At 37.1% G+C, this 20887-nt stretch carries 21 protein-coding genes; 17 read left to right on the top strand and 4 right to left on the bottom strand.

What is annotated here, in order from left to right; all coding sequences use genetic code 11:
* Positions 1 to 159: 159 nt before the first annotated feature.
* The 4 genes from B3C16_RS12690 to B3C16_RS12675 all read left to right on the top strand — a co-directional run bounded on the left by B3C16_RS12690 (position 160) and on the right by B3C16_RS12675 (position 3290).
* Positions 160 to 1917, top strand: coding sequence for an ABC transporter ATP-binding protein (locus B3C16_RS12690; protein WP_291132256.1), 1758 nt, complete (start codon positions 160 to 162; stop codon positions 1915 to 1917).
* A gap of 70 nt (positions 1918 to 1987) precedes the next feature.
* Positions 1988 to 2368 carry a PUR family DNA/RNA-binding protein gene (locus B3C16_RS12685; protein WP_121314784.1) on the top strand — a complete coding sequence of 127 codons (381 nt, stop codon included), beginning with the start codon at positions 1988 to 1990 and terminating at the stop codon, positions 2366 to 2368.
* Between the two features lie 77 nt (positions 2369 to 2445).
* Complete coding sequence (locus B3C16_RS12680) at positions 2446 to 2664, top strand: hypothetical protein (protein ID WP_121314786.1); 219 nt, start codon at positions 2446 to 2448, stop codon at positions 2662 to 2664.
* The gene (locus B3C16_RS12675) at positions 2661 to 3290 is read left to right on the top strand and encodes a hypothetical protein (RefSeq protein ID WP_291132251.1); all 630 of its coding nucleotides are present in this window, start codon (positions 2661 to 2663) and stop codon (positions 3288 to 3290) included. Before B3C16_RS12680 ends, B3C16_RS12675 begins: the two co-directional genes overlap by 4 nt.
* On the opposite strand, the gene B3C16_RS12670 is transcribed toward B3C16_RS12675, so the two are convergent.
* A complete protein-coding gene (locus B3C16_RS12670; RefSeq protein ID WP_121314789.1) occupies positions 3287 to 3622 on the bottom strand; it encodes a tRNA-binding protein in 336 nt (111 codons plus the stop codon). The genes B3C16_RS12675 and B3C16_RS12670 overlap by 4 nt on opposite strands.
* Before the next feature lie 137 nt (positions 3623 to 3759).
* On the opposite strand from B3C16_RS12670, the gene B3C16_RS12665 reads away from it, so the two are divergent.
* From B3C16_RS12665 to B3C16_RS12655, 3 genes are all read left to right on the top strand, one after another.
* Positions 3760 to 4653: an alpha/beta fold hydrolase gene (locus tag B3C16_RS12665; protein WP_291132248.1), complete on the top strand. Its 894-nt coding sequence runs from the start codon at positions 3760 to 3762 to the stop codon at positions 4651 to 4653.
* Between the two features lie 157 nt (positions 4654 to 4810).
* A complete protein-coding gene (gene glgA, locus B3C16_RS12660; RefSeq protein ID WP_291132243.1) occupies positions 4811 to 6037 on the top strand; it encodes a glycogen synthase in 1227 nt (408 codons plus the stop codon).
* Positions 6038 to 6064: 27 nt separating this feature from the next.
* Entirely contained in the window at positions 6065 to 7339 is a 1275-nt protein-coding gene (locus B3C16_RS12655) for a glucose-1-phosphate adenylyltransferase (RefSeq protein ID WP_291132239.1), read from the top strand.
* Positions 7340 to 7371: 32 nt separating this feature from the next.
* Here B3C16_RS12655 and B3C16_RS12650 read toward each other — a convergent pair whose 3' ends face one another.
* Together B3C16_RS12650 and B3C16_RS12645 are read right to left on the bottom strand one after the other, a co-directional pair.
* Positions 7372 to 7674: a c-type cytochrome gene (locus B3C16_RS12650; protein WP_291132236.1), complete on the bottom strand. Its 303-nt coding sequence runs from the start codon at positions 7672 to 7674 to the stop codon at positions 7372 to 7374.
* Between the two features lie 90 nt (positions 7675 to 7764).
* On the bottom strand, positions 7765 to 8700 hold the full coding sequence (locus B3C16_RS12645; RefSeq protein WP_121314795.1) for a peptidylprolyl isomerase: 936 nt from the start codon (positions 8698 to 8700) through the stop codon (positions 7765 to 7767).
* Between the two features lie 100 nt (positions 8701 to 8800).
* Here B3C16_RS12645 and B3C16_RS12640 point away from each other — a divergent pair, with 100 nt between their 5' ends.
* From B3C16_RS12640 to B3C16_RS12620, 5 genes are all read left to right on the top strand, one after another.
* A complete protein-coding gene (locus B3C16_RS12640) occupies positions 8801 to 9601 on the top strand; it encodes a class I SAM-dependent methyltransferase (RefSeq protein ID WP_291132231.1) in 801 nt (266 codons plus the stop codon).
* Between the two features lie 146 nt (positions 9602 to 9747).
* Positions 9748 to 10425, top strand: a complete 678-nt coding sequence (gene trmD / locus B3C16_RS12635; protein WP_121314799.1) for a tRNA (guanosine(37)-N1)-methyltransferase TrmD — start codon at positions 9748 to 9750, stop codon at positions 10423 to 10425.
* Positions 10426 to 10427: 2 nt separating this feature from the next.
* A complete protein-coding gene (locus tag B3C16_RS12630) occupies positions 10428 to 11438 on the top strand; it encodes a Gfo/Idh/MocA family oxidoreductase (RefSeq protein ID WP_291132228.1) in 1011 nt (336 codons plus the stop codon).
* 126 nt (positions 11439 to 11564) lie between these two features.
* The gene (gene rplS / locus B3C16_RS12625; RefSeq protein WP_121315098.1) at positions 11565 to 11915 is read left to right on the top strand and encodes a 50S ribosomal protein L19; all 351 of its coding nucleotides are present in this window, start codon (positions 11565 to 11567) and stop codon (positions 11913 to 11915) included.
* 277 nt (positions 11916 to 12192) lie between these two features.
* Entirely contained in the window at positions 12193 to 14415 is a 2223-nt protein-coding gene (locus tag B3C16_RS12620; protein ID WP_291132224.1) for an NADP-dependent isocitrate dehydrogenase, read from the top strand.
* 49 nt (positions 14416 to 14464) lie between these two features.
* On the opposite strand, the gene B3C16_RS12615 is transcribed toward B3C16_RS12620, so the two are convergent.
* Entirely contained in the window at positions 14465 to 15145 is a 681-nt protein-coding gene (locus tag B3C16_RS12615; RefSeq protein WP_291132221.1) for a hypothetical protein, read from the bottom strand.
* Positions 15146 to 15279: 134 nt separating this feature from the next.
* On the opposite strand from B3C16_RS12615, the gene B3C16_RS12610 reads away from it, so the two are divergent.
* From B3C16_RS12610 to nudK, 5 genes are all read left to right on the top strand, one after another.
* The gene (locus B3C16_RS12610) at positions 15280 to 17652 is read left to right on the top strand and encodes a TonB-dependent receptor (protein ID WP_291132216.1); all 2373 of its coding nucleotides are present in this window, start codon (positions 15280 to 15282) and stop codon (positions 17650 to 17652) included.
* 3 nt (positions 17653 to 17655) lie between these two features.
* Entirely contained in the window at positions 17656 to 18474 is an 819-nt protein-coding gene (locus tag B3C16_RS12605) for a DUF4249 family protein (protein ID WP_121314807.1), read from the top strand.
* An 82-nt stretch (positions 18475 to 18556) separates the two neighbouring features.
* A complete protein-coding gene (locus B3C16_RS12600) occupies positions 18557 to 19219 on the top strand; it encodes a thiamine diphosphokinase (RefSeq protein ID WP_121314808.1) in 663 nt (220 codons plus the stop codon).
* Between the two features lie 15 nt (positions 19220 to 19234).
* Positions 19235 to 20218, top strand: coding sequence for a 23S rRNA (adenine(1618)-N(6))-methyltransferase RlmF (gene rlmF, locus B3C16_RS12595; RefSeq protein WP_291132210.1), 984 nt, complete (start codon positions 19235 to 19237; stop codon positions 20216 to 20218).
* Positions 20215 to 20796: a GDP-mannose pyrophosphatase NudK gene (gene nudK / locus B3C16_RS12590; protein ID WP_291132207.1), complete on the top strand. Its 582-nt coding sequence runs from the start codon at positions 20215 to 20217 to the stop codon at positions 20794 to 20796. Before rlmF ends, nudK begins: the two co-directional genes overlap by 4 nt.
* The last annotated feature ends 91 nt before the right edge of the window (positions 20797 to 20887 follow it).

Below are 20887 nucleotides of genomic sequence, written 5' to 3'. Positions count from 1 at the left end.
TCGATACAAAAATAAAATATTATTCAATAAAACTCATCAATATCACGAATAATTAGCAAATTGTTAATAAACTCAATTTTAATCAAGAATATAATAATTTAATTATTTTCAACATTTTAACAAATATTAAGTCGTAATTCCCATTTCTGCAAAATTAACATGAAAGAACTTCAATATTTAAACAAATACTTTGTCAAATACAAACTCCATTTTTTATTAGGAATTTTAATCACTATAGTTGCACAAATCTTTTCTCTTTTTACTCCGAAATTGGTAAGCCAATCTTTTCAAGCCATAGAGAGTTTTCACAGCACCAAAATGACGAGTGAAATGATTAAAGCCGAATTAATAGAAAATGTCCTTTGGATTGTCGGTACCACTTTGATTGCCGGCGTTTTAACTTTTTTGATGCGTCAAACCTTAATTGTAATGTCGCGCCACGTGGAGTTTGATTTGAAAAATGAAGTCTTCAAACACTACGAAGTTTTAGACCAAAATTTCTACAAACGCAACCGAACCGGTGATTTGATGAACCGCATTAGTGAAGACGTTGGAAAAGTGCGCATGTACGTTGGGCCAGCCGTCATGTACACCATCAACACTTTTATCCGATTTACCGTGGTGATTATTTATATGTATAATGTTTCTCCGCTATTAACTTTATACACCCTATTACCGTTGCCGATTTTGTCTTTTATCATCTTCAGATTAAGTACTGAAATCAATAAACGTAGCACGACTTTCCAACAATACTTATCCAAAATTTCAAGCTTTACCCAAGAGATATTCTCTGGAATTCGAGTAGTAAAAGCTTATGCCATGGAAAAGCAATACCAAGACGAAATCATTGATTTGGCTAAAGAAAGCAAAACCAAGAGTATGAGTTTGGCACGAGTACAATCGCTGTTTGGTCCGTTGATGATTGCTTTGATTGGCGTGAGCAACTTAGTCGTGATTTATTTTGGCGGCTTAATGTACATCGATGGCACCATTAAAAGTATTGGAACCATTGCCGAATTTATCTTGTATGTCAATATGCTGACTTGGCCTGTAGCTTCTATCGGTTGGGTTTCCTCTTTGGTACAAGAAGCCGAAGCCTCACAAAAAAGAATCAATGAGTTCTTAAAAATTGAACCGGAAATCAAAAATAAAGCGACCGAACACACGAATATTAAAGGAGAAATTGAGTTCAAAAACGTGACTTTTACTTATGAAGATACCGAAATCACAGCCTTAAAAAACATTTCGTTTACTGTTAAAAAAGGGGAAACCTTGGCGATATTAGGTCAAACCGGTTCCGGAAAATCAAGTATTCTTTCTCTAATTACCCGAATGTATGACATCAAAGAAGGCCAAATCAACATTGACGGCAAAGCAATAGACCAAGTCAATTTATACGATTTGCGAAACAGTATTGGGATTGTGCCTCAAGATGCTTTTTTGTTTTCGGACACTATCAAAAACAACATCAAATTTGGCAAAGAAAATGCCACCGATGAAGAAGTAATGACGGCTGCTAAAAATGCAGTGGTTCATGACAACATTATGAACTTCAATGCCCAATACGAAACCATCTTAGGAGAACGAGGCATTACACTTTCCGGCGGACAAAAACAAAGAGTTTCCATTGCGCGAGCGATTATCAAAGATCCGGAGATATTGTTATTTGATGACTGTTTATCGGCTGTAGACACCGAAACCGAAGAGCAAATTTTAAATAATCTACTCCAAATTTCAAAAGACAAAACAACAATTATTGTGAGTCACCGAGTTTCTTCCGCCAAGAACGCCGACAAAATCATTATCATCGATGAAGGTAAAATCATCCAAGAAGGTTCTCATAATCAATTGGTAAACCAACCGGGTTATTATGCTGAGTTGTACCTGAGACAACTTTCGGAAAAAGAATTAAATTAATTGTTGTTTGGTAACAAAAATTTTACCATTTTTGAACTATATAGAAACACCATTAATTGACTGAAAGAATATGAGAGAAAATGATATGTTAGAAAAAGATGAGATTTTTTCTAAAGTTTTAAGAGCAGGAAGAAGAACTTATTTCTTCGATGTGAGAGCCACCAAAGCAGATGATTACTACATAACCATTACCGAAAGCAAAAAGTTTACTGAAGAAGATGGTTCTTTTCACTTCAAAAAACATAAAATTTATTTGTACAAAGAAGATTTCGCAGCTTTCACTGATATTTTAGAAGAAATGACTACTTATGTTTTGAACCACAAAGGCGAAGAAGTAATTTCAGAAAGACACCAAAAAGATTTCAAAAGAGAATACCAACAAGAAACTGCCGAAGAAACCAAAACCACTTCTGAAAAGAGTTTCACCGATATTGATTTTGACGATATTTAATTGAAAAAGTAATTAGGCAATAGCCATAAGTAATAAGTCCGAAGCTGAAAAGTTTTGGACTTTTTAAATTCATTGATATGCAAAAATTTACAGATTTTATAAACAAGTATGGCATTGTATTTCATGGATTGAGTATCGTATTTTGGCTCTGGCTGATTTCAAACGGGATTCAAACCATGCAAACCGAAGAATTGCCATTGACTAAGAAATTGGCTTTTGGTGGTTTGATTATGTTTTTGTTTTTGTCGATTTTTAATTTGTACAGAGCAATCAAACAAAGAAACCAAACGAAATGAAAGTTCTCAAACTGATATCATTCTTCCTTTTCTTTGTAAATCTAAATTTACAGGCCCAACAAAACAAAACTTTTGATAGCCTTACGGTTGAATTCAACAAATTAAAAGAAGTAAGCAATATCAATAAAAAAGACAAAACTATTCTGAAGTTACTGAACAGTTTGTATGACGAGACATTACAGGCAGATGACGGATCTTTAAGCCAAAAGACCATTGCAAAATACCAAGCTTTCAAAGAAGACTCCAAGCTTGCCAATTGGCCTGTGTTTTATCTTTTTGAGACTTATCAAAACGAAATTACGCAAACCGAACTGGGCAAGAAAAAAAACAACAAAGATCTCAGAGTAGCTTTAATGAAAATTCTTTCCGGCGAATTAATAGACTTATACCAAACCATTCCGCCCATAGTTTTAGTTTATATGGGAGAAGCTTTGATGAATTCGGGCGCTAACTCCAGAGCACAAAATCATTTTAAAATGTCCTTGGAATTTTACCCGGAATCTATTCCTTTAAAAGTTTATAGTTATTTACTGGCCGATGATAAAACTGCAAAAGAAGCTCTTGCTGCCGACTTGACGAAGAACCACAAAAATCATTGGATGGTTAAACAGTTTTTGACTAACTAACCTATACGCAAACCATTCTCGACTTTCAAATCCGAAGTCAGTAAAACAATATCATTATCAGCTCCGACCGAACCTAAAACCAAACATTCGCTCATAAAATTTCCGATTTGCTTTTTGGGAAAGTTAACCACGGCGACAATCTGTTTGCCCATTAAATCTTCTTTAGCATATCGCTTGGTAATTTGTGCAGAAGATTTCTTTATGCCTATTTCGGCACCAAAATCAATCACCAATTGATACGCCGGTTTCCTGGCTTCCGGAAAATCGTTTGCTTCTAATATAGTTCCGATACGCATTTCAGTTTTTTCAAATTCTTGCCAAGTTAATTCCATACTCTTCAATTTAATCAGTAAACAAACCTAAGAATTATAAAAATATGTTCCCTAATTGTATAACGCTTTTTTAGGTCAGAAGTGTAATTTTATAAATCAATTTTGAAGTAAAAATTCAATTATAAAAATACCGCAAGATGAAAGAATACCACGTAGACCATGAACCGGATTTAAGAGAAACTAATTTCTTAGTTCAAGAAAATTCAACCGATAAATATATCGAAACCGCTCCCAATGTTAAACTGTATGTCAAAGATTATGGTTACGGAAAACCGGTGATTTTGATTCACGGTTGGCCATTGTCTAACGAAATGTGGGAATACCAAATGGAAGCTTTAGTCGAAAATGGTTATCGCGTGATTGCTTATGATCGTCGCGGTTTCGGTAAATCTTCCCAACCTTGGAATGGGTACACTTATGATACATTAACCGATGACTTAAAATCGATTATAGACCAATTGGATTTATCCGATGTTGCGCTGGTTGGATTCTCTATGGGCGGCGGCGAAGTTGTGCGTTATTTTAGTCGCTATAGCGGAAAAAATGTTTCTAAGGCTGTGCTGATTTCCTCCGTTACCCCTTTCCTTTTATGGACAGAAAACAATCCTGATGGCAATCTACCGGAAAAAAATGAAGCCACTGCCCAAAAAATTAAAGAAGACCGAATTGGTTTTCTCGATGGTTTCGGAAAAACATTCTTTGGCGCAAGTATGCTAACCAATCCTTTGAGTTCTTCTTTGTTGGATTATTTCAAAATGTTGTGTTCGTTTGCTTCTCCTCGTGCGACTTTAGAATGCGCCAAAGCGTTTTCGACTACCGATTTTCGAAATGAAATGGCAGCGGTAAATGTCCCAACTTTAATCATCCACGGCGATGAAGATGAAATCGTTCCGATTGAAGTTTCCTCAGAAAAATCGGCAGCTATGATTCAAAATAGCCAATTTATAGTGTATGAAGAAGCGCCACACGGGTTGTTTTACACAGAACGAGAGCGATTGAATAAAGATTTAATTGCGTTTTTGAGTTCTTAATTCAAAAACCCAATGATGAAAATCCGGAGCGCACTTCTACCAGCACTTCGGGTTTTTTATTTATCAAACCGTATCGTTTTTATATAGTACTGTTAATCTAAAAGTTGAATATATTTTATACATTTAGGTTTTAATAAATCCCGCTAAGGTTAATGCTATGAAAATTGCCCTGTTCACCAATGAATTTCCACCAAATATTTACGGCGGCGCCGGAGTTCATATCGATTTTCTGAGTCAGGAATTGGCTAAATTAGGTCAAGTCGAAGTGCGTTGTTTTGGCAACCAAGATGCCGCTACTGCATCAATGAACGTTTTGGGAATTCAATCCTCATTGACCCAACCCGAAGACGACAAGAATCCGCATCTCAAGATGTTTCACAACTTGAGCAAAAATGTCGAAATGTCGCAACATACTTTACAAGCTGATATCATTCATTGTCATACTTGGTACACGCATTTGGCCGGAATCTTTTCGAGAGAATTGTTGCAATCGCCTTTGATACTGACAACGCATAGTTTAGAAACGCATCGCCCTTGGAAAGTGGAACAACTCGGCAATGGCTATTTTTTATCGCGTTGGATTGAAAATCATGCGTACAATACGGCCGACGGAATCATAGCCGTGAGCGAACAAATGAAAACCGATGTCATTGAGGCTTATAGCGTTGCTCCTGAAAAAGTAACGGTCATTCACAATGGCATCGATCCTGATTTTTATGCGCCTACTTTTGACAACAATTTACTCAAAGAATACAACATCAATCCTGATATTCCATTTGTGCTTTTTGTAGGCCGAATTACACGTCAAAAAGGAATTTCGCAATTGATTTCCGCAGCCAAATATTTCAATGAAGATTGTCAAATAGTGCTTTGTGCCGGCGCGCCGGATACACCGGAAATAGCGAAAGAAACTGAAGAATTGATAGCCGATTTAAAAACCAGTCGCAATGGTGTCATTCTGATTTCGGAAATGTTGCCTCGTGAAAAAATCAAAGTGCTTTACAGTCACGCTCGCGTTTTTGCTTGTCCGTCGTTATACGAACCATTCGGTATCATCAATCTCGAAGCCATGTCATGCGAAACTCCGGTTGTCGGAAGTGCGGTTGGCGGTATTCCCGAGATTATAGTCGAAGGGGAAACTGGTTATTTAATTGAATTGGAAAGCATTTCCCGAACCGATTTCAATCCAAAATTTCCGGAAGTTTTTCAGAAAAACTTTGCCGCTAAAGTCAACCAATTATTAGATGATGAAAATTTGGCCACAAAAATGGGCAAAGCCGGAAGGAAAAAAGTTTTAGAGAAATTCAGTTGGGCCTCAATCGCCAAAACAACTTATAGCTATTACGAAACCGTAATCCATCGATTTGAAAAAGAAAAAGCGTAAAAAGTCAACCACCAAACGATAATTATCATGATAAATAAAAGCACACTAGCCATTATTTTGGGTGGCGGACAAGGTTCAAGATTGGCGCCATTAACACAAACCCGCTCTAAACCGGCCGTTCCGATTGCCGGAAAATACCGTTTGGTAGACATTCCGATATCAAATTGTATCAACTCAGATATCAAGAGAATGTTTGTGTTGACGCAATTCAATTCGGCATCCTTAAACCAGCACATCAAAAACACTTATCATTTTAGTCATTTCAGCACGGCATTTGTAGATATTTTAGCCGCTGAACAAACGCCTGACAACATCACTTGGTTTCAAGGCACAGCCGATGCGGTTCGACAATGTATGCATCACTTTATGAACCATGAATTTGATTATGCCCTGATTTTATCGGGAGACCAGTTGTATCAAATGGATTTCAACTCGATGATTAAAGCGCATCATGATGCAGGAGCGAATATTTCGATTGCCACTTTACCGGTAACGGCGAAAGAAGCACCTGAATTCGGAATCTTAAAAACTGATGCCGAAAATTACATCACTTCCTTCATCGAAAAACCACATGTGAGTTTGTTACCCGAATGGACTTCTGAAGTCAGTGAAGAATCTCAAGCTGAAGGCAAACATTATTTGGCGTCGATGGGAATTTATATTTTCAATAAAGATTTATTGGTGGAATTAATGAAAAATCCTGACACCAAAGATTTTGGAAAAGAAATTATTCCGCAAGCGATTGGCAAACAAAAAATATTAAGTTATCAATATGAAGGCTATTGGACCGACATTGGAAACATTGATTCATTCTTTGAAGCCAATTTAGGTTTAACGGATGATATTCCGAAGTTTAATTTATTTGACAATTCGAGTAAAATTTACACTCGCGCCAGGGTTTTGCCACCAACAAAAATCACCGGTTCGTCTACCGTTGACAAATCTGTTATTGCCGAAGGTTGTATACTGAATGGCGCTACTGTTGAACATTCGGTTATAGGCATTAGAAGTCGCGTAGGTTATGGTTCAACCGTAATCAATTCGTATTTAATGGGAAATGATTATTACCAAAATCTGGAAGAAATCAGAACCAATTCTTTACATGGCGTTATCAACATAGGTATTGGCGAACGTTGTTTTATTAACAACACCATCGTCGACAAAGATTGTAGAATCGGCAATGACGTCCGACTTAACGGCGGAAAACATTTAGAAGATACCGATACAGAATTATACACGATAAAAGACGGCATTATCGTCGTCAAAAAAGGCGCTATACTTCCTGATGGTTTTACTGTATAAAATAAAAAACACTCCAAAAGAGTGTTTTTTTATTATTGCATTGTCAAATAATTGTAGATTTTTTGTCCTTGTAAATTATCTAATTTGGCTTTCTTTTGCATACTCAAAACAATCGGTTTCCATTGTTCGGCATTGAAATCACTTGCCTTATACAGAGAATGACATTTGGCGCAATTATTTTCGTAAAGCGATTTTCCTTCCGCTAATTCCGGAGTCATAACTGTGGCTATTGTAACTTCTTCTTTTTTTACTTCCGTTGTCGCGACAGCCGTTTTCGAGGCACAAGAATAAATAATCGTGGCTAAAACAGCCAAGGCAAGTACTTTATATTTCATATTTTTTTGTTAATGGTTGAAGTAAATGTAAAAAAAAATCCCAACCGTTAATGATTGGGATTTTCTTTTAATCAAAACTTAAGTTTTATATTATCCTTTCACGTCCATCAATTCTACATCAAAAATCAAAGTCGCATCCGGTGGAATTACACCACCAGCGCCGCTTGAACCGTAACCCAAATAAGACGGAATCACAAAACGCGCTTTGTCACCTACTTGCAACAAGGCGATTCCTTCGTCCCAACCTTCAATTACGTGACCTTTTCCTAAAGGGAATTCGATTGGTTTTTTGCGAGGATACGAACTGTCAAATACTTTTCCGCTTTCTAATGAACCTTGGTAATGAACAGAAACTGTTTTGCCATTTTCCGCTTGTTTACCATTTCCTTTTTGGATGAATTTGTAACGCAAACCGCTTTCCGTTTTTTCAAAACCGGCGGCTAATTTTTCCATTGATTCTTCGGCTTGCTTTTTAGCCTCTTCTATTCTTCTTTGTCTTGAACCTTCAAAAGTTCTGAACGCTTCAATCGCATTCCATTTTTGAGCTTCATCACCTACTCTAACGATTTCCAAAGTTTCTATGGAATCGCCTTGTGCTACTGCGTCAACAATATCTTGTCCTTCCACTACGTGACCAAAAACAGTGTGTTTTCCGTCTAACCAAGTTGTTGGAACGTGTGTGATAAAAAATTGAGAACCGTTACTTCCCGGACCGGCATTGGCCATTGACAAAACGCCTGGTTTATCGTGTTTTAACGTTGGGTGAAATTCATCATCAAAGTTATAACCAGGACCGCCGGTTCCAATACCTTGCGGACAACCGCCTTGAACCATAAAATCCGGAATTACTCTGTGGAATTTTAATCCGTCGTAGTATGGTTTTCCCATCGGACGTGCTGAATTCTCTAATTGTCCTTCGGCTAAGCCTACAAAGTTTCCAACCGTTCCCGGTGTTAAATCGTGTGTTAGTTTAACTAAAATCGAACCTTTGTTCGTGTTGAATTTAGCGTATATTCCGTTTTCCATTGTACTATTTTTTTAAAAATCTGGTGCAAAGGTACTATATTATATTGTAAATTTGGTTACTGAAAATCCAAAACGATTTAGCCCATAACAATTGAAATCAATGGAAAACAATCCTGACTACAGAGCAGTAAACAAACAAACTTGGAACCATAAAACGGATGTTCACATTGCTTCCGAGTTTTATGATGTTGAAGGTTTTTTGAATGGAAAATCGGCTTTAAACGATATTGAATTACCCTTATTAGGCGATGTTTCCGGTAAAAAGATATTGCATTTGCAATGTCATTTTGGACAAGACACTATTTCATTGGCCAGAATGGGTGCCAAAGCCACCGGTGTTGATTTATCGGACAAAGCCATTGAGCGTGCTCGAGAATTTGCTCAAAAACTAAATCTAGATGTGACTTTTGTTTGTTGTGACATTTATGACGCACCAACTTTAATTGACGAAAAATTCGACATCGTTTTTACGAGTTATGGTACTATCGGTTGGTTTCCCGATTTGGAGAAATGGGCGAATGTTGTTTCGCATTTTTTAAAGCCGAATGGAAAATTTGTCATGGCTGATTTTCATCCCGTGGTTTGGATGTTTGACAATGATTTTGAAACCGTTTTTTATCATTATTTTAATGTGGAACCGATAGTGGAAAGCGAAACCGGAACTTACGCCGACCGCGAAGCAGAAATAGCCACAAAAACCATCACTTGGAACCATCCGATTTCTGAAATTTTAAATAGTTTAATTCAAAGCGGTTTGGAAATCAATTCGTTTAACGAATATGACTATTCGCCTTATAATTGTTTTAATAAAACAGTAGAATTTGAGAAAGGGAAGTTCCGAATTAAACCATTGGAGAATAAAATCCCGATGGTGTATTCGATTTTGGCTTCGAAAAAATAAATTTCTAATACATGCTGAAACCCTAGCCCCGATAGAAGTGGAAATCCTTTTGGATTATCCTGTAGCAAAGCGGAAGGAAAATACAATAAGATTGGAACGGATAGCGGGAAATAGCTTCTAAAAAAACTTCTTTCTATATTTGCCCCATGCGAATAGACATCATTACCATATTACCTGATTTATTGCGAAGTCCTTTTGAAGGCTCGATTATGAAACGCGCCATCGAAAAAGAATTGGTGGAAGTTCATTTTCACAATTTAAGAGACTATACAACCAACAAACAAAAAAGCGTTGACGATTACCAATTTGGCGGCGGCGCAGGAATGGTCATGATGGTACAACCAATAGATGATTGTATCACGCATTTGAAAAGCCAAAGAACCTACGACGAAATCATTTACATGTCGCCTGACGGAGAAACGCTGAACCAAAAAATGGCCAATACGATGTCGATGTATGAGAATATTATCATCCTTTGCGGGCATTACAAAGGCGTTGACCAACGCGTTCGCGATCATTTTATTACCAAAGAAATCTCGATAGGCGATTATGTACTTTCGGGAGGCGAAATTGGTGCGATTGTGTTTTGCGATGCGATTATCCGACTGATTCCGGGTGTTTTGAGTGATGAAACGTCGGCTTTAACGGATAGTTTCCAGGACAATTTATTATCGGGACCAATATATACCCGACCAGCCGATTACAAAGGTTGGAAAGTGCCGGAAGTATTGACCAGCGGTCATTTTGCCAAAATTGACAAATGGCGCGAAGACATGGCGTATGAGCATACCAAAAAAAGAAGACCTGATTTACTCGAAGACTAATTATGGAAAAACCGATTGTTACTGCTTTGTTGGCTTACGGAATGTCGGGCAAAGTTTTTCACGCACCGTTTTTGGCGACCAACAAAGGTTTTGAGCTTTATGCGGTTTTGGAACGAAATGAGAAGAAAGCTGTAAACGATTATCCTGAAATCATCAGTTTTTCTGCTATTGACGAATTACTTTCGGATGAAAAGATAGAATTAGTAGTAATCAACACGCCGAATAATACTCATTTCGATTATGCTAAACAGGCTTTAGAATCAGGCAAACATGTCTTAATTGAAAAACCCGCAACCACAACTCCGGAAGAATTTGAAATCCTTTTGGCTTTAGCCGAAAAAGTAAACCGGAAAGTTTTTGTTTACCAAAACCGACGTTGGAGCAGTGATATTACTGCTGCAAGAGAAATTATCAACTCAGGAAAATTAGGCGACGTTATCGAAATACATTTGCGATTTGACCGATATCGTCCAACTATTAGTGCTAAAACTTTTAAAGAAACCCCGATTCCAAGTAGCGGTATTTGGTATGATTTAGGTTCGCATTTGATTGACCAGGCGATTTCTATTTTTGGAAAACCTGTCAGTCATTATAGAAGTAAAAACAGCTATCGCGAAAACTCGTTAGTCGATGATTTTGCGTTTATGCATATCGTTTTTCCAAATAAAGTCAATGTGTTTATCACCACGAGTATGTTGGTTTCCGATGCACAAGCCGGAATTGTAATTCACGGCACCAAAGGCAGTTTCATCAAAGAATTTTGCGACGAACAGGAAAATCAGTTGATTGACGGCATGTCACCATTGGATTCAAATTTTGGTAATGAAAAGCCCAATAAAGAAGGGAAACTGACTTACATCAATGCCAATAATGAAACTATAGTTGAATCAATTCCGTCAATTAAAGGAAACTTCAATGCTTTGTTTGATGAAGTTTATGAAAGCATTCGCAAGAGGAAATCTTTCTCAATTGACAATCAAGACATTATAGAACAATTAAAACTCCTAACTTAGGATAAAAAAACTCATAATTCATAACTCATAATTCGTAATTCTTTTTTATATTTGCACCCACATTTGACTAACCTCTGGCGAAAACCGTGAATGTTGCTCAGATTTCAAACCATAATAGTCTTAAAAATGGCAAATTTAGTAGATTTCGTTAACAACGAATTATCAACAAAAAAAGATTTCCCTTTATTCGGAGCTGGTGATACAATCACTGTATACTACGAAATTAAAGAGGGTGAAAAAACAAGAACTCAGTTTTTCAAAGGAGTTGTAATCCAAAGAAAAGGTGCAGGATTGACTGAAACTTTTACCATCCGTAAAATGTCTGGCGCAGTTGGTGTAGAGCGTATCTTCCCAGTAAACATGCCGGCTTTACAAAAAGTTGAAGTAAACCAAAGAGGTAAAGTTAGAAGAGCTCGTATCTACTACTTTAGAGAACTTACCGGTAAAAAAGCAAAAATCAAAGAAAGAAGAAGATAATTCTAAACTTTGTACTTATAAAAACGCCTCGATATTATCGGGGCTTTTTTATGTTTAAAAATTAGTCTAAAAAATTGTCATTTTGCTATTTTAAGTTGCGCTAATTATCAATTTACTAATTTAAACCTCGCATATTATCAATTTGACAATTCAATCGATTTCGTTCAAAACCAATGGAGCGTAATCGTGATTTACTTATATTTGCATGGCTTGAAAATGAACGTTTTCGACCAAAAAGCAACTACAAACTAAACGTTACGAATATAAAACAATACCAATGATACAAAATTCTAAAATCCACTACACGCTTACTGATGAAGCGCCGATGTTGGCTACTCATTCGTTTTTACCAATAGTACAAGCCTTTACGGCGCCTGCCAATATTGACATTGAATTGAGGGATATTTCTCTTGCGGGCAGAATATTATCTAATTTCCCTGATTATTTAAAAGAAGATCAAAAAGTAAGCGATGCTTTATCAGAGTTGGGCCAATTGGCTACAACGCCGGAAGCAAACATTATAAAATTACCTAACGTATCTGCTTCTATCCCACAATTAACTGATGCTATTGCAGAGTTACAAGCACACGGATTTGCCATTCCGAACTATCCTGACAATCCTAAAAACGATGAAGAAAAAGCGATAAAAGCTAGTTATGCTAAAGTACTAGGTTCAGCAGTAAATCCGGTTTTACGTGAAGGAAACTCTGATCGCAGAGCACCAAAAGCGGTTAAAAATTACGCCAAAGCCAATCCGCATTCCATGGGCGCTTGGTCGAAAGATTCTAAAACCAAGGTGGCTTTTATGAACGAAGGCGATTTCTACGGCACTGAAAAATCAGTAACGGTAGCCAATGCTTCTCAGTTCAAAATAGAATTCGTTGGAAAAGATGGTTCGATAAAAGAATTAAAAGGATTAGGCGCTTTGAAAGCCGGTGAAGTGATTGATTCCTCAGTAATGAATTTAAAAGCATTGAAAGCTTTTGTTTCTGCCACTATTGAAGAGGCGAAAGCAGCTGGTGTTCTAATTTCGGCTCACTTGAAAGCAACGATGATGAAAGTTTCCGATCCAATTATTTTCGGTGCAATTGTCGAAGTTTATTTCGCTGATGTTTTCACCAAATACGCAGATGTTTTCAAATCATTAGGCTACAAAGCGGATAATGGTTTAGGTGATTTGTATGTAAAAATTGTCGGTCATCCGCAAGAAGCTGAAATTACAGCCGCAATCGAAAATGCAATCGCCAACGGACCAGCCATTGCTATGGTAAATTCTGATAAAGGAATCACGAATTTTCACGTACCATCAGACGTAATCGTTGATGCTTCAATGCCGGCAATGATTCGCACTTCTGGACAAATGTGGAACAAGGAAGGAAAAGCACAAGATACTATCGCTTTAATTCCGGACAGATGTTATGCCGGTCTTTATGTCGCAACTATTGAAGATTGTAAAACCAACGGCGCATTAGACCCAAGAACTATGGGATCAGTTCCAAATGTTGGTTTAATGGCCCAAAAAGCAGAAGAATACGGTTCACACGACAAAACTTTCCAGGCAGATGTGGAAGGAACAATCAGAGTTTTAGATGCGGAAGGAAATGTATTTATGGAACAAGCGGTTGAAGCCGGAGACATTTTCAGAATGTGTCAGACTAAAGATGCGCCAATTCAAGACTGGGTAAAACTAGCCGTAAACAGAGCTCGTTTGTCTGCAACACCGGCTATTTTCTGGTTAGATGAAAACAGAGCACATGATAGAGAAATTATCAAAAAGGTAAATTTATATTTAAAAGATTATGATACCAATGGATTAGACATCCGTATCATGAATCCGATTGACGCTACTAAATTAACATTGGACAGAATCCGCAAAGGATTAGACACTATTTCAGTAACCGGAAACGTATTGCGTGATTATTTAACCGATTTATTCCCGATTTTAGAGGTAGGAACTTCGGCCAAAATGTTATCAATCGTTCCTTTAATGAATGGCGGTGGTTTATTTGAAACCGGAGCCGGTGGTTCAGCTCCAAAACACATTGAGCAATTTATTGAAGAAGGTTATTTGCGTTGGGACTCTTTGGGCGAATTTTTAGCCTTAGGCGCTTCTTTAGAACATTTAGCCCAAACCCAAAACAATCCGAAAGCGATGGTTTTAGCAGAAGCTTTAGACGTAGCTACCGAGAAATTCTTAGCTACTGACAAATCTCCGGCGCGTAAAGTTGGCCAAATAGACAACAGAGGTTCTCACTTTTACTTAGCCATGTATTGGGCAGAAGCTTTAGCTTCTCAAACAAAAGACACCGAATTACAAGCTAAGTTTACTCAAATTGCAGGTGAATTGAACGCTAACGAAGCTACCATTAATGAAGAATTGATTGGAGCGCAAGGTAAACCTCAACAAATTGGAGGTTATTACCAACCCTCAAAGGAGTTGACGGAAAAAGCGATGCGTCCGAGTGGCACTTTTAATGCAATTCTATCAAAATTGGTATAATGCTAATTGATATATTTATAAAAAAAGCGACTTAATTAAGTCGCTTTTTTTATTTCTGTTCTTGCAAACCGCCGTCGTCTTTTAGGATAACTAATTTGGCTTTTACACCCGTGGTTAGATTCCATTTATTGGTGGTTACCATGCCTTTCTTATCGTCAAAAATCACGAATTGGGCTGTATTCGGACCGGATTCTCCTTGGTTTAAAGCTTCGATTTCTATTTTGTTGATTCCTTCGTTTAAGTCTAAATACACTTCTTTGAAACTAACTTCTAATAAAATAGCATCAACCACAATTTTATCATTGAGCCAAATTCTAACCAAATCTCCGTCAGGCGCTTCGTGGTCTCTGCAAGCAATACTTATGACCTTAGAGCCTGTTTTAAATTGGCCTAAAAAACTATCACTTTTGAATTTTTCCAGAATTTCGCCATCACTACTTTTCCTATTCATTCTTTCCGTGTAGGGTTTTGAAGGATCTTCAAACTGCTCTTTCTCCATTATATTCTTCTCCTCTTCCGGCTTCTTTTTAAGCAAAGAAACATTCTCTAATAATTTGTCTTTCTTATCAAATATACTCGGATAAGTAATCGATTTTGAGGAAGTTGGAGCAATTTGCCCTGAAGGATTCGTAACAGGAGCTATTTTCAAAGTCTTCTTGGGTTGTTCAAATTGAGCTAACCCCTTAAAACTGAAAATTAATATAAATAATAGCGTAAAACCTGCCTTCATTATAACTTATTTTTGAATAGTGAAAATACTCAATTCTCTAAAAATTACCGCTTTCTATTAACCAAACCTTAACAAATGATTATGAGGAAATTACTAATTTTATTAAGAATTTTGTATTTCCTAAAGCCAAATTTATGCCAAAAAATATTTTCACTCCTATCTTTTTAATTTTATTAACGTTTCAACTCCATTCACAACAAAAATACACCATTAGTGGTTTAGTTTCTGATGGCAGAAATAAAGAAACATTAATTGGGGTTTCCTTGTATATAGAAGAAACAAAAACCGGACTAACCACCAATGAATACGGTTTTTATTCTATTACTTTGCCCAAAGGAAATTATACATTATCGGTTAGTTATGTGGGCTACAAAACCATAACAGAAACCATAGAACTTACTCAAGATACCCGGAAAAATTTCTTAATTACTGAAAGCAGCCAACAACTTGACGAAGTCGTAATTGTTCAAAACAGCAAACGCGTGGACGTCAGAAAGCCTGAAATGAGTGTCAACAAACTCACCATTCAGGAAATCAAAGAAATGCCGGTGATATTTGGTGAAGTCGACGTTATCAAATCGATATTAACGCTTCCGGGAGTTACCAATGCCGGTGAAGGACAATCGGGATTCAACGTTCGCGGAGGCGGTGCTGATCAGAACTTGGTTCTATTAGACGAAGCTACCATCTTTAATTCCTCGCATTTATTCGGTTTATTTTCGGTTTTTAATCCCGATGCCATTAAAGATTTGAAACTCTATAAAGGTGGCATTCCGTCAAGATACGGTGGTCGATTGTCTTCCATCTTAGACATTTACCAAAAAGAAGGAAACAAAGACTCTTTTCACATGAATGGCGGTATTGGACTTATTTCCAGTAGAATTTTAGCCGAAGGACCAATTGTAAAAGGAAAAGGTTCCTTCGTTTTTGCCGGAAGAGGTTCTTATGCACATCTATTTCTAAAACTGGCGGATAATCCAAACTCGGCTTATTTTTATGATTTGAACACCAAATTGAGTTATTCCATCAATGAAAAAAACAACATTTATCTTTCGGGATATTTTGGTAGAGATGTGTTCCAACTGAACAATAGTTTTGTCAACACTTATGGAAATGCGGTTCTCAATTTTAGATGGAATCATTTGTTTTCAGACAAATTGTTCTCCAATATGTCGATGATTTATTCTGATTATTATTACGGTCTCAAATTAGACATCATTGGATTTAATTGGGATAGCGGAATCAAAAACTACAATTTCAAATACGATTTCAAACATTATTTGACTAACAAACTCAAACTTACTTACGGTATACAAACCCATTATTACGATTTCAATCCGGGTAAAATTGAGCCTACCAGTGAAGAATCAGGTATTAATGCAGACCAATTGGAGAAAAAATATGCTTTAGAAAATGCCGTTTATTTAGATGCGGAACACCAAATTTCTAAAAACCTTGCCCTTTCTTATGGTCTTCGATTTAGTTCGTTTCTGCGTTTGGGCCAACAAACGATGAATACTTATGCCAACAATCAACCGGTGACATTTAATTCCCAATTTTTAATCTACGAAAGTGCAGAACCCACCGGAACTGTTAGTTATGGTAAAAATGAAACGATAGCGAATTTTGAAAACCTGGAACCTCGTTTTGCCATTGCTTACACCTTAAATGAAGACCAGTCTGTAAAAGCCAGTTATAACCGAATGTCGCAGTATTTGCATTTGATTTCAAATACGCAATCGCCAACACCTTTGGATGTTTGGGCACCAAGTGACCAATATTTGAAACCTCAGATTTTAGACCAAGTAGCTTTAGGTTATTTCCGAAATATAAGCGATGATTTGTATTCACTTGAAGTCGAAACTTTTTTCAAAAAAATTAAAAATCGTGTCGATTATATTGACGGAGCCAATTTAATAGCCAACGAAGCTATTGAAAGAGTGGTCTTGAACGGAAAAGCAAGAGCTTACGGATTAGAAGTCTTGTTCCGAAAAAACTCAGGTCGTTTCAAAGGTTGGGTTTCTTATACGTTGTCAAGATCAGAACAGCAAGTTGACGGAAGAACTCCGGAAGAAATCGGAATTAACAACGGCAGATGGTATAGAACCGGCTTTGACAAAATGCACAATTTGGCGGTGGTAGCGAATTACAAATTAAATGAAAAATGGCGTTTTAGTTCCAATTTCACTTTGCAAACCGGACAACCTGTGACCTTTCCAACCGGACAATATGAATACCAAGGCATCACAGTTCCGATTTTTAGCTCCAGAAACGAAAACAATTTACCCTTGTACCATCACTTAGATGTCTCGGCTACTTTGACACCAAGAAAAAACAAAGGCAGAAAATGGCAAAGCGAATGGGTTTTCGGGATTTACAACATCTACAACCGAATGAATTCCGCCTCTATTACCTTCAGACAAAATCAAGAAACCGGTAATAATGAAGCCATCAGATTGTCTATTTTCGGAATTGTGCCAAGTGCTACTTATAACATTAAATTTTAAACTATGAAAACCATATATTTTAGTTTGCTGATTGTCCTTTTTTCATTCACCTCTTGTGAAAAAGTCATTGATGTTGACTTATCAACTTCGGAACCAAGGTTAGTAATTGAAGCCTCCATTCAGTGGCTTAACGGAACTCCCGGAAACGAACAAATCGTCAAACTTTCCACTACGACAGATTACTTCTCCGGTGAAATTCCACCGGTTACTGATGCGGTAGTTTACATTACTAACAGTTCCAATGTCGTTTTCAATTTTACCCAAGATACAGAACTCGGAATTTATAAATGCCTTAATTTTATTCCCGTGGTGAATGAAACTTACACTTTAACCGTTATCTATGAAGGCGAAACGTATACTTCTACAGAAAAACTCTTAGATACGCCAACGGTAACCCGAATCGAACAAGATGATGAAGGCGGGATTCTAGGCGATGAAGTTGAAGTGAAATTCTTTTTTGACGATTTAGTCAATGAAACCAATCACTATATGGTTAGAATTGATGATCCTTACAAAGTCATTCCAGAATACGGTGTGATTGAAGATCGTTTTTTTCAAAACAATGAAATGTTTGGTTTGTATTTTAGTGAAGATTTAAAACCAAACGATACTTTAAAATTCACTTTAAACGGAATTACCTTAAACTACTATAATTACATGGACATTTTATTGGAACAAACGGGTTCAAATAGTATGGGACCATTTTCTACACCAACCTCAACCGTAAGAGGAAATATAGTCAACCAAACCAATTTCAACAATTTTGCTTTGGGTTATTTCCGACTGAGTAAAACCGAAATTTCAGAGTATATCATTCAGTAAGAAGCACAAAATACTAAGTGTTTTTTAATTACTTTTACCGTAGGAACTTTATGCTTCCGACAGCTAACTCATTACTCAAAAAATGTCATCACATCACATCGTTCGCGACGACCAAGAACCGGCTTTAATTATTGCCAATGGAGAAGCTTGTAGCGCTGAACTATTAGGACAATTGCTTGAATGGTCACCATTGGTCATAGTCTTAGATTCTGCTATTGAACGGGTTTTAGAATTAGGGATTAAAGTTGATGTATTATTAGGCGATTTTGACCGAGGTTTTGATGCTGACTATTACAAAGAAAAACAATATCCGATTGAAATTGTGTACGCGCCCAACCAAGACAAAACTGATTTGGAAAAAGCCTTTGACTATTTAATCGAAAAAGGACATAAAGCAGCGAATGTCATTTGGGCCACCGGAAAACGTGCCGATCACACCATCACTAATTTAACGAACATCGTTGCTTACCGAAATAAACTGAAAGTGGTTATTTTGGACGACCATTCCAAAGTGTTCTTATTACCCAATACTTTTGAAAAATGGTACACAGAAAACACCATTATTTCACTGATTCCCATCGGAAAAGTAAGCGGCATTACCACTCGAAATCTTTTCTATTCATTGACCCAGGAAGAATTGACCATCGGTTACCGAACCGGAAGCAGCAACCACGTTACCACAGACGGAATTGTGTCAATTTCCCATACCGAAGGCGATTTATTGCTGATGGAATGTTGGGACTAATTAAAAAAACAACCCTTGAAAACTCAAAACAGTTCAGAAAAAACTACTTTACATCCTAGAAATCCACACCGATTTCGATACGATTTTGAAGCCTTGATCAAAGTTTGTCCGGAGTTGAAAAGTTTTGTTCATACCAACGAACACAAAATAGGCTCGAGCGATAGCGAACAGTCGAAGCAAACCGTGGATTTCAGTAATCCTGATGCTGTAAAAGCACTGAATAAAGCCTTACTGATTTTCCATTACGACATTCAAAATTGGGATATTCCTGCCAACTATCTTTGTCCGCCAATTCCCGGAAGAACTGATTATATTCATTACATCGCAGATTTATTGGCTACAACAAATAACGGAATCATTCCTGAAGGCGAAACTGTAGTCGGTTTGGACATTGGTATTGGTGCCAATTGCATTTATCCGATTATAGGAAATAGCGCTTATGGCTGGAGTTTTGTTGGTACTGATATCGATGAAAAAGCGCTTCAAAATTGCAAAAAAATTATCGCTGAAAACCCAAAGTTAATTGATGCCATTAGTTTACAATTACAAGTCGAACCAAGATTTATTTTCAAAAACATTATTTTGCCCGAAGACAAATTTGCTTTCACCATTTGCAATCCGCCCTTTCACAACTCGGCTGAAGAAGCGGCAAAAAGTGCGTTGCGCAAAGTGAATACTTTAAATGATAAAAAGACCTCAAATCCCGTTTTAAATTTTGATGGTCAAAATGCAGAATTGTGGTGTAATGGTGGCGAAATCGGATTTATTACCCAAATGATTTATGAAAGTGCCAAATATCCGTTACAATGTTTATGGTTTACGACTTTGGTTTCCAAAAAAGACAATTTGAAAAGCATTTATAAAACGCTAAATAAAGTTAGCGCCGCCGAAATCAAAACCATTGATATGGCGCAAGGCCAAAAGATAAGCCGCTTGGTCGCATGGACATTTCTTTCGCCAAAACAACAAACCGAAATGATTAATTCGTTAAACTTATGAGTAACCCAAAAATAGAAATCCTCAAATCAGAAATCCTTTCAGACAATTGGTATGTGCTCCGAAAAATCACTTACAACTATCTCAAAAAAGACGGCAATTGGGAAACGCAAATTCGCGAAGCATATGACCGAGGAAATGGCGCCACGATTTTGTTATATAACAAAAAAGCTAAAACGGTAATCTTAACACAACAATTCCGCTTACCAACTTATGTCAATGGCAACGAAACCGGAATGATGGTAGAAGCCTGCGCCGGATTATTAGACAAAGACAACGCCGAGGAATGCATCAGAAGAGAAACTGAAGAAGAAACCGGTTATCAAATTTCAGCTGTAGAAAAACTATTTGAAGTTTATATGTCGCCAGGTTCCGTTACCGAAATTGTCCATTTCTTTGCTGCCGAATATACCAAGGACATGAAAGTCAATGATGGTGGCGGAATACAAGAAGAACAAGAAAACATCGAAGTTTTAGAGCTCAATTTTGACCAAGCTTACAACATGATTGCGTCAGGCGAAATCAAAGATGCGAAGACAATTATGTTATTACAATATGCAAAAATCAATGGTTTAGTTTAAATTTTATTCTTTGTAACTTAGCCACTCAGCAACATAGTAACTTGCTCCGCTGCGCTCTACACAATTCGCACTGCGTGCTCGGGTTAGCCAC

Source organism: Flavobacterium sp. UBA7682, assembly GCF_002482945.1.
Taxonomy (GTDB): domain Bacteria; phylum Bacteroidota; class Bacteroidia; order Flavobacteriales; family Flavobacteriaceae; genus Flavobacterium.
This window is presented reverse-complemented; position numbering and strand designations above follow the sequence as displayed.

Coding starts and splice junctions, on each gene's coding strand:
- nudK (WP_291132207.1), top strand. CDS start 20,215: ATGAGTAACCCAAAAATAGAAATCCTCAAATCAGAAATCCTTTCAGAC.
- B3C16_RS12680 (WP_121314786.1), top strand. CDS start 2,446: ATGCAAAAATTTACAGATTTTATAAACAAGTATGGCATTGTATTTCAT.
- B3C16_RS12650 (WP_291132236.1), bottom strand. CDS start 7,674: ATGAAATATAAAGTACTTGCCTTGGCTGTTTTAGCCACGATTATTTAT.
- glgA (WP_291132243.1), top strand. CDS start 4,811: ATGAAAATTGCCCTGTTCACCAATGAATTTCCACCAAATATTTACGGC.
- B3C16_RS12690 (WP_291132256.1), top strand. CDS start 160: ATGAAAGAACTTCAATATTTAAACAAATACTTTGTCAAATACAAACTC.
- B3C16_RS12670 (WP_121314789.1), bottom strand. CDS start 3,622: ATGGAATTAACTTGGCAAGAATTTGAAAAAACTGAAATGCGTATCGGA.
- B3C16_RS12630 (WP_291132228.1), top strand. CDS start 10,428: ATGGAAAAACCGATTGTTACTGCTTTGTTGGCTTACGGAATGTCGGGC.
- B3C16_RS12655 (WP_291132239.1), top strand. CDS start 6,065: ATGATAAATAAAAGCACACTAGCCATTATTTTGGGTGGCGGACAAGGT.
- B3C16_RS12645 (WP_121314795.1), bottom strand. CDS start 8,700: ATGGAAAACGGAATATACGCTAAATTCAACACGAACAAAGGTTCGATT.
- B3C16_RS12675 (WP_291132251.1), top strand. CDS start 2,661: ATGAAAGTTCTCAAACTGATATCATTCTTCCTTTTCTTTGTAAATCTA.
- trmD (WP_121314799.1), top strand. CDS start 9,748: ATGCGAATAGACATCATTACCATATTACCTGATTTATTGCGAAGTCCT.
- B3C16_RS12640 (WP_291132231.1), top strand. CDS start 8,801: ATGGAAAACAATCCTGACTACAGAGCAGTAAACAAACAAACTTGGAAC.
- B3C16_RS12615 (WP_291132221.1), bottom strand. CDS start 15,145: ATGAAGGCAGGTTTTACGCTATTATTTATATTAATTTTCAGTTTTAAG.
- B3C16_RS12620 (WP_291132224.1), top strand. CDS start 12,193: ATGATACAAAATTCTAAAATCCACTACACGCTTACTGATGAAGCGCCG.
- B3C16_RS12685 (WP_121314784.1), top strand. CDS start 1,988: ATGAGAGAAAATGATATGTTAGAAAAAGATGAGATTTTTTCTAAAGTT.
- B3C16_RS12605 (WP_121314807.1), top strand. CDS start 17,656: ATGAAAACCATATATTTTAGTTTGCTGATTGTCCTTTTTTCATTCACC.
- B3C16_RS12665 (WP_291132248.1), top strand. CDS start 3,760: ATGAAAGAATACCACGTAGACCATGAACCGGATTTAAGAGAAACTAAT.
- B3C16_RS12610 (WP_291132216.1), top strand. CDS start 15,280: ATGCCAAAAAATATTTTCACTCCTATCTTTTTAATTTTATTAACGTTT.
- rplS (WP_121315098.1), top strand. CDS start 11,565: ATGGCAAATTTAGTAGATTTCGTTAACAACGAATTATCAACAAAAAAA.
- B3C16_RS12600 (WP_121314808.1), top strand. CDS start 18,557: ATGTCATCACATCACATCGTTCGCGACGACCAAGAACCGGCTTTAATT.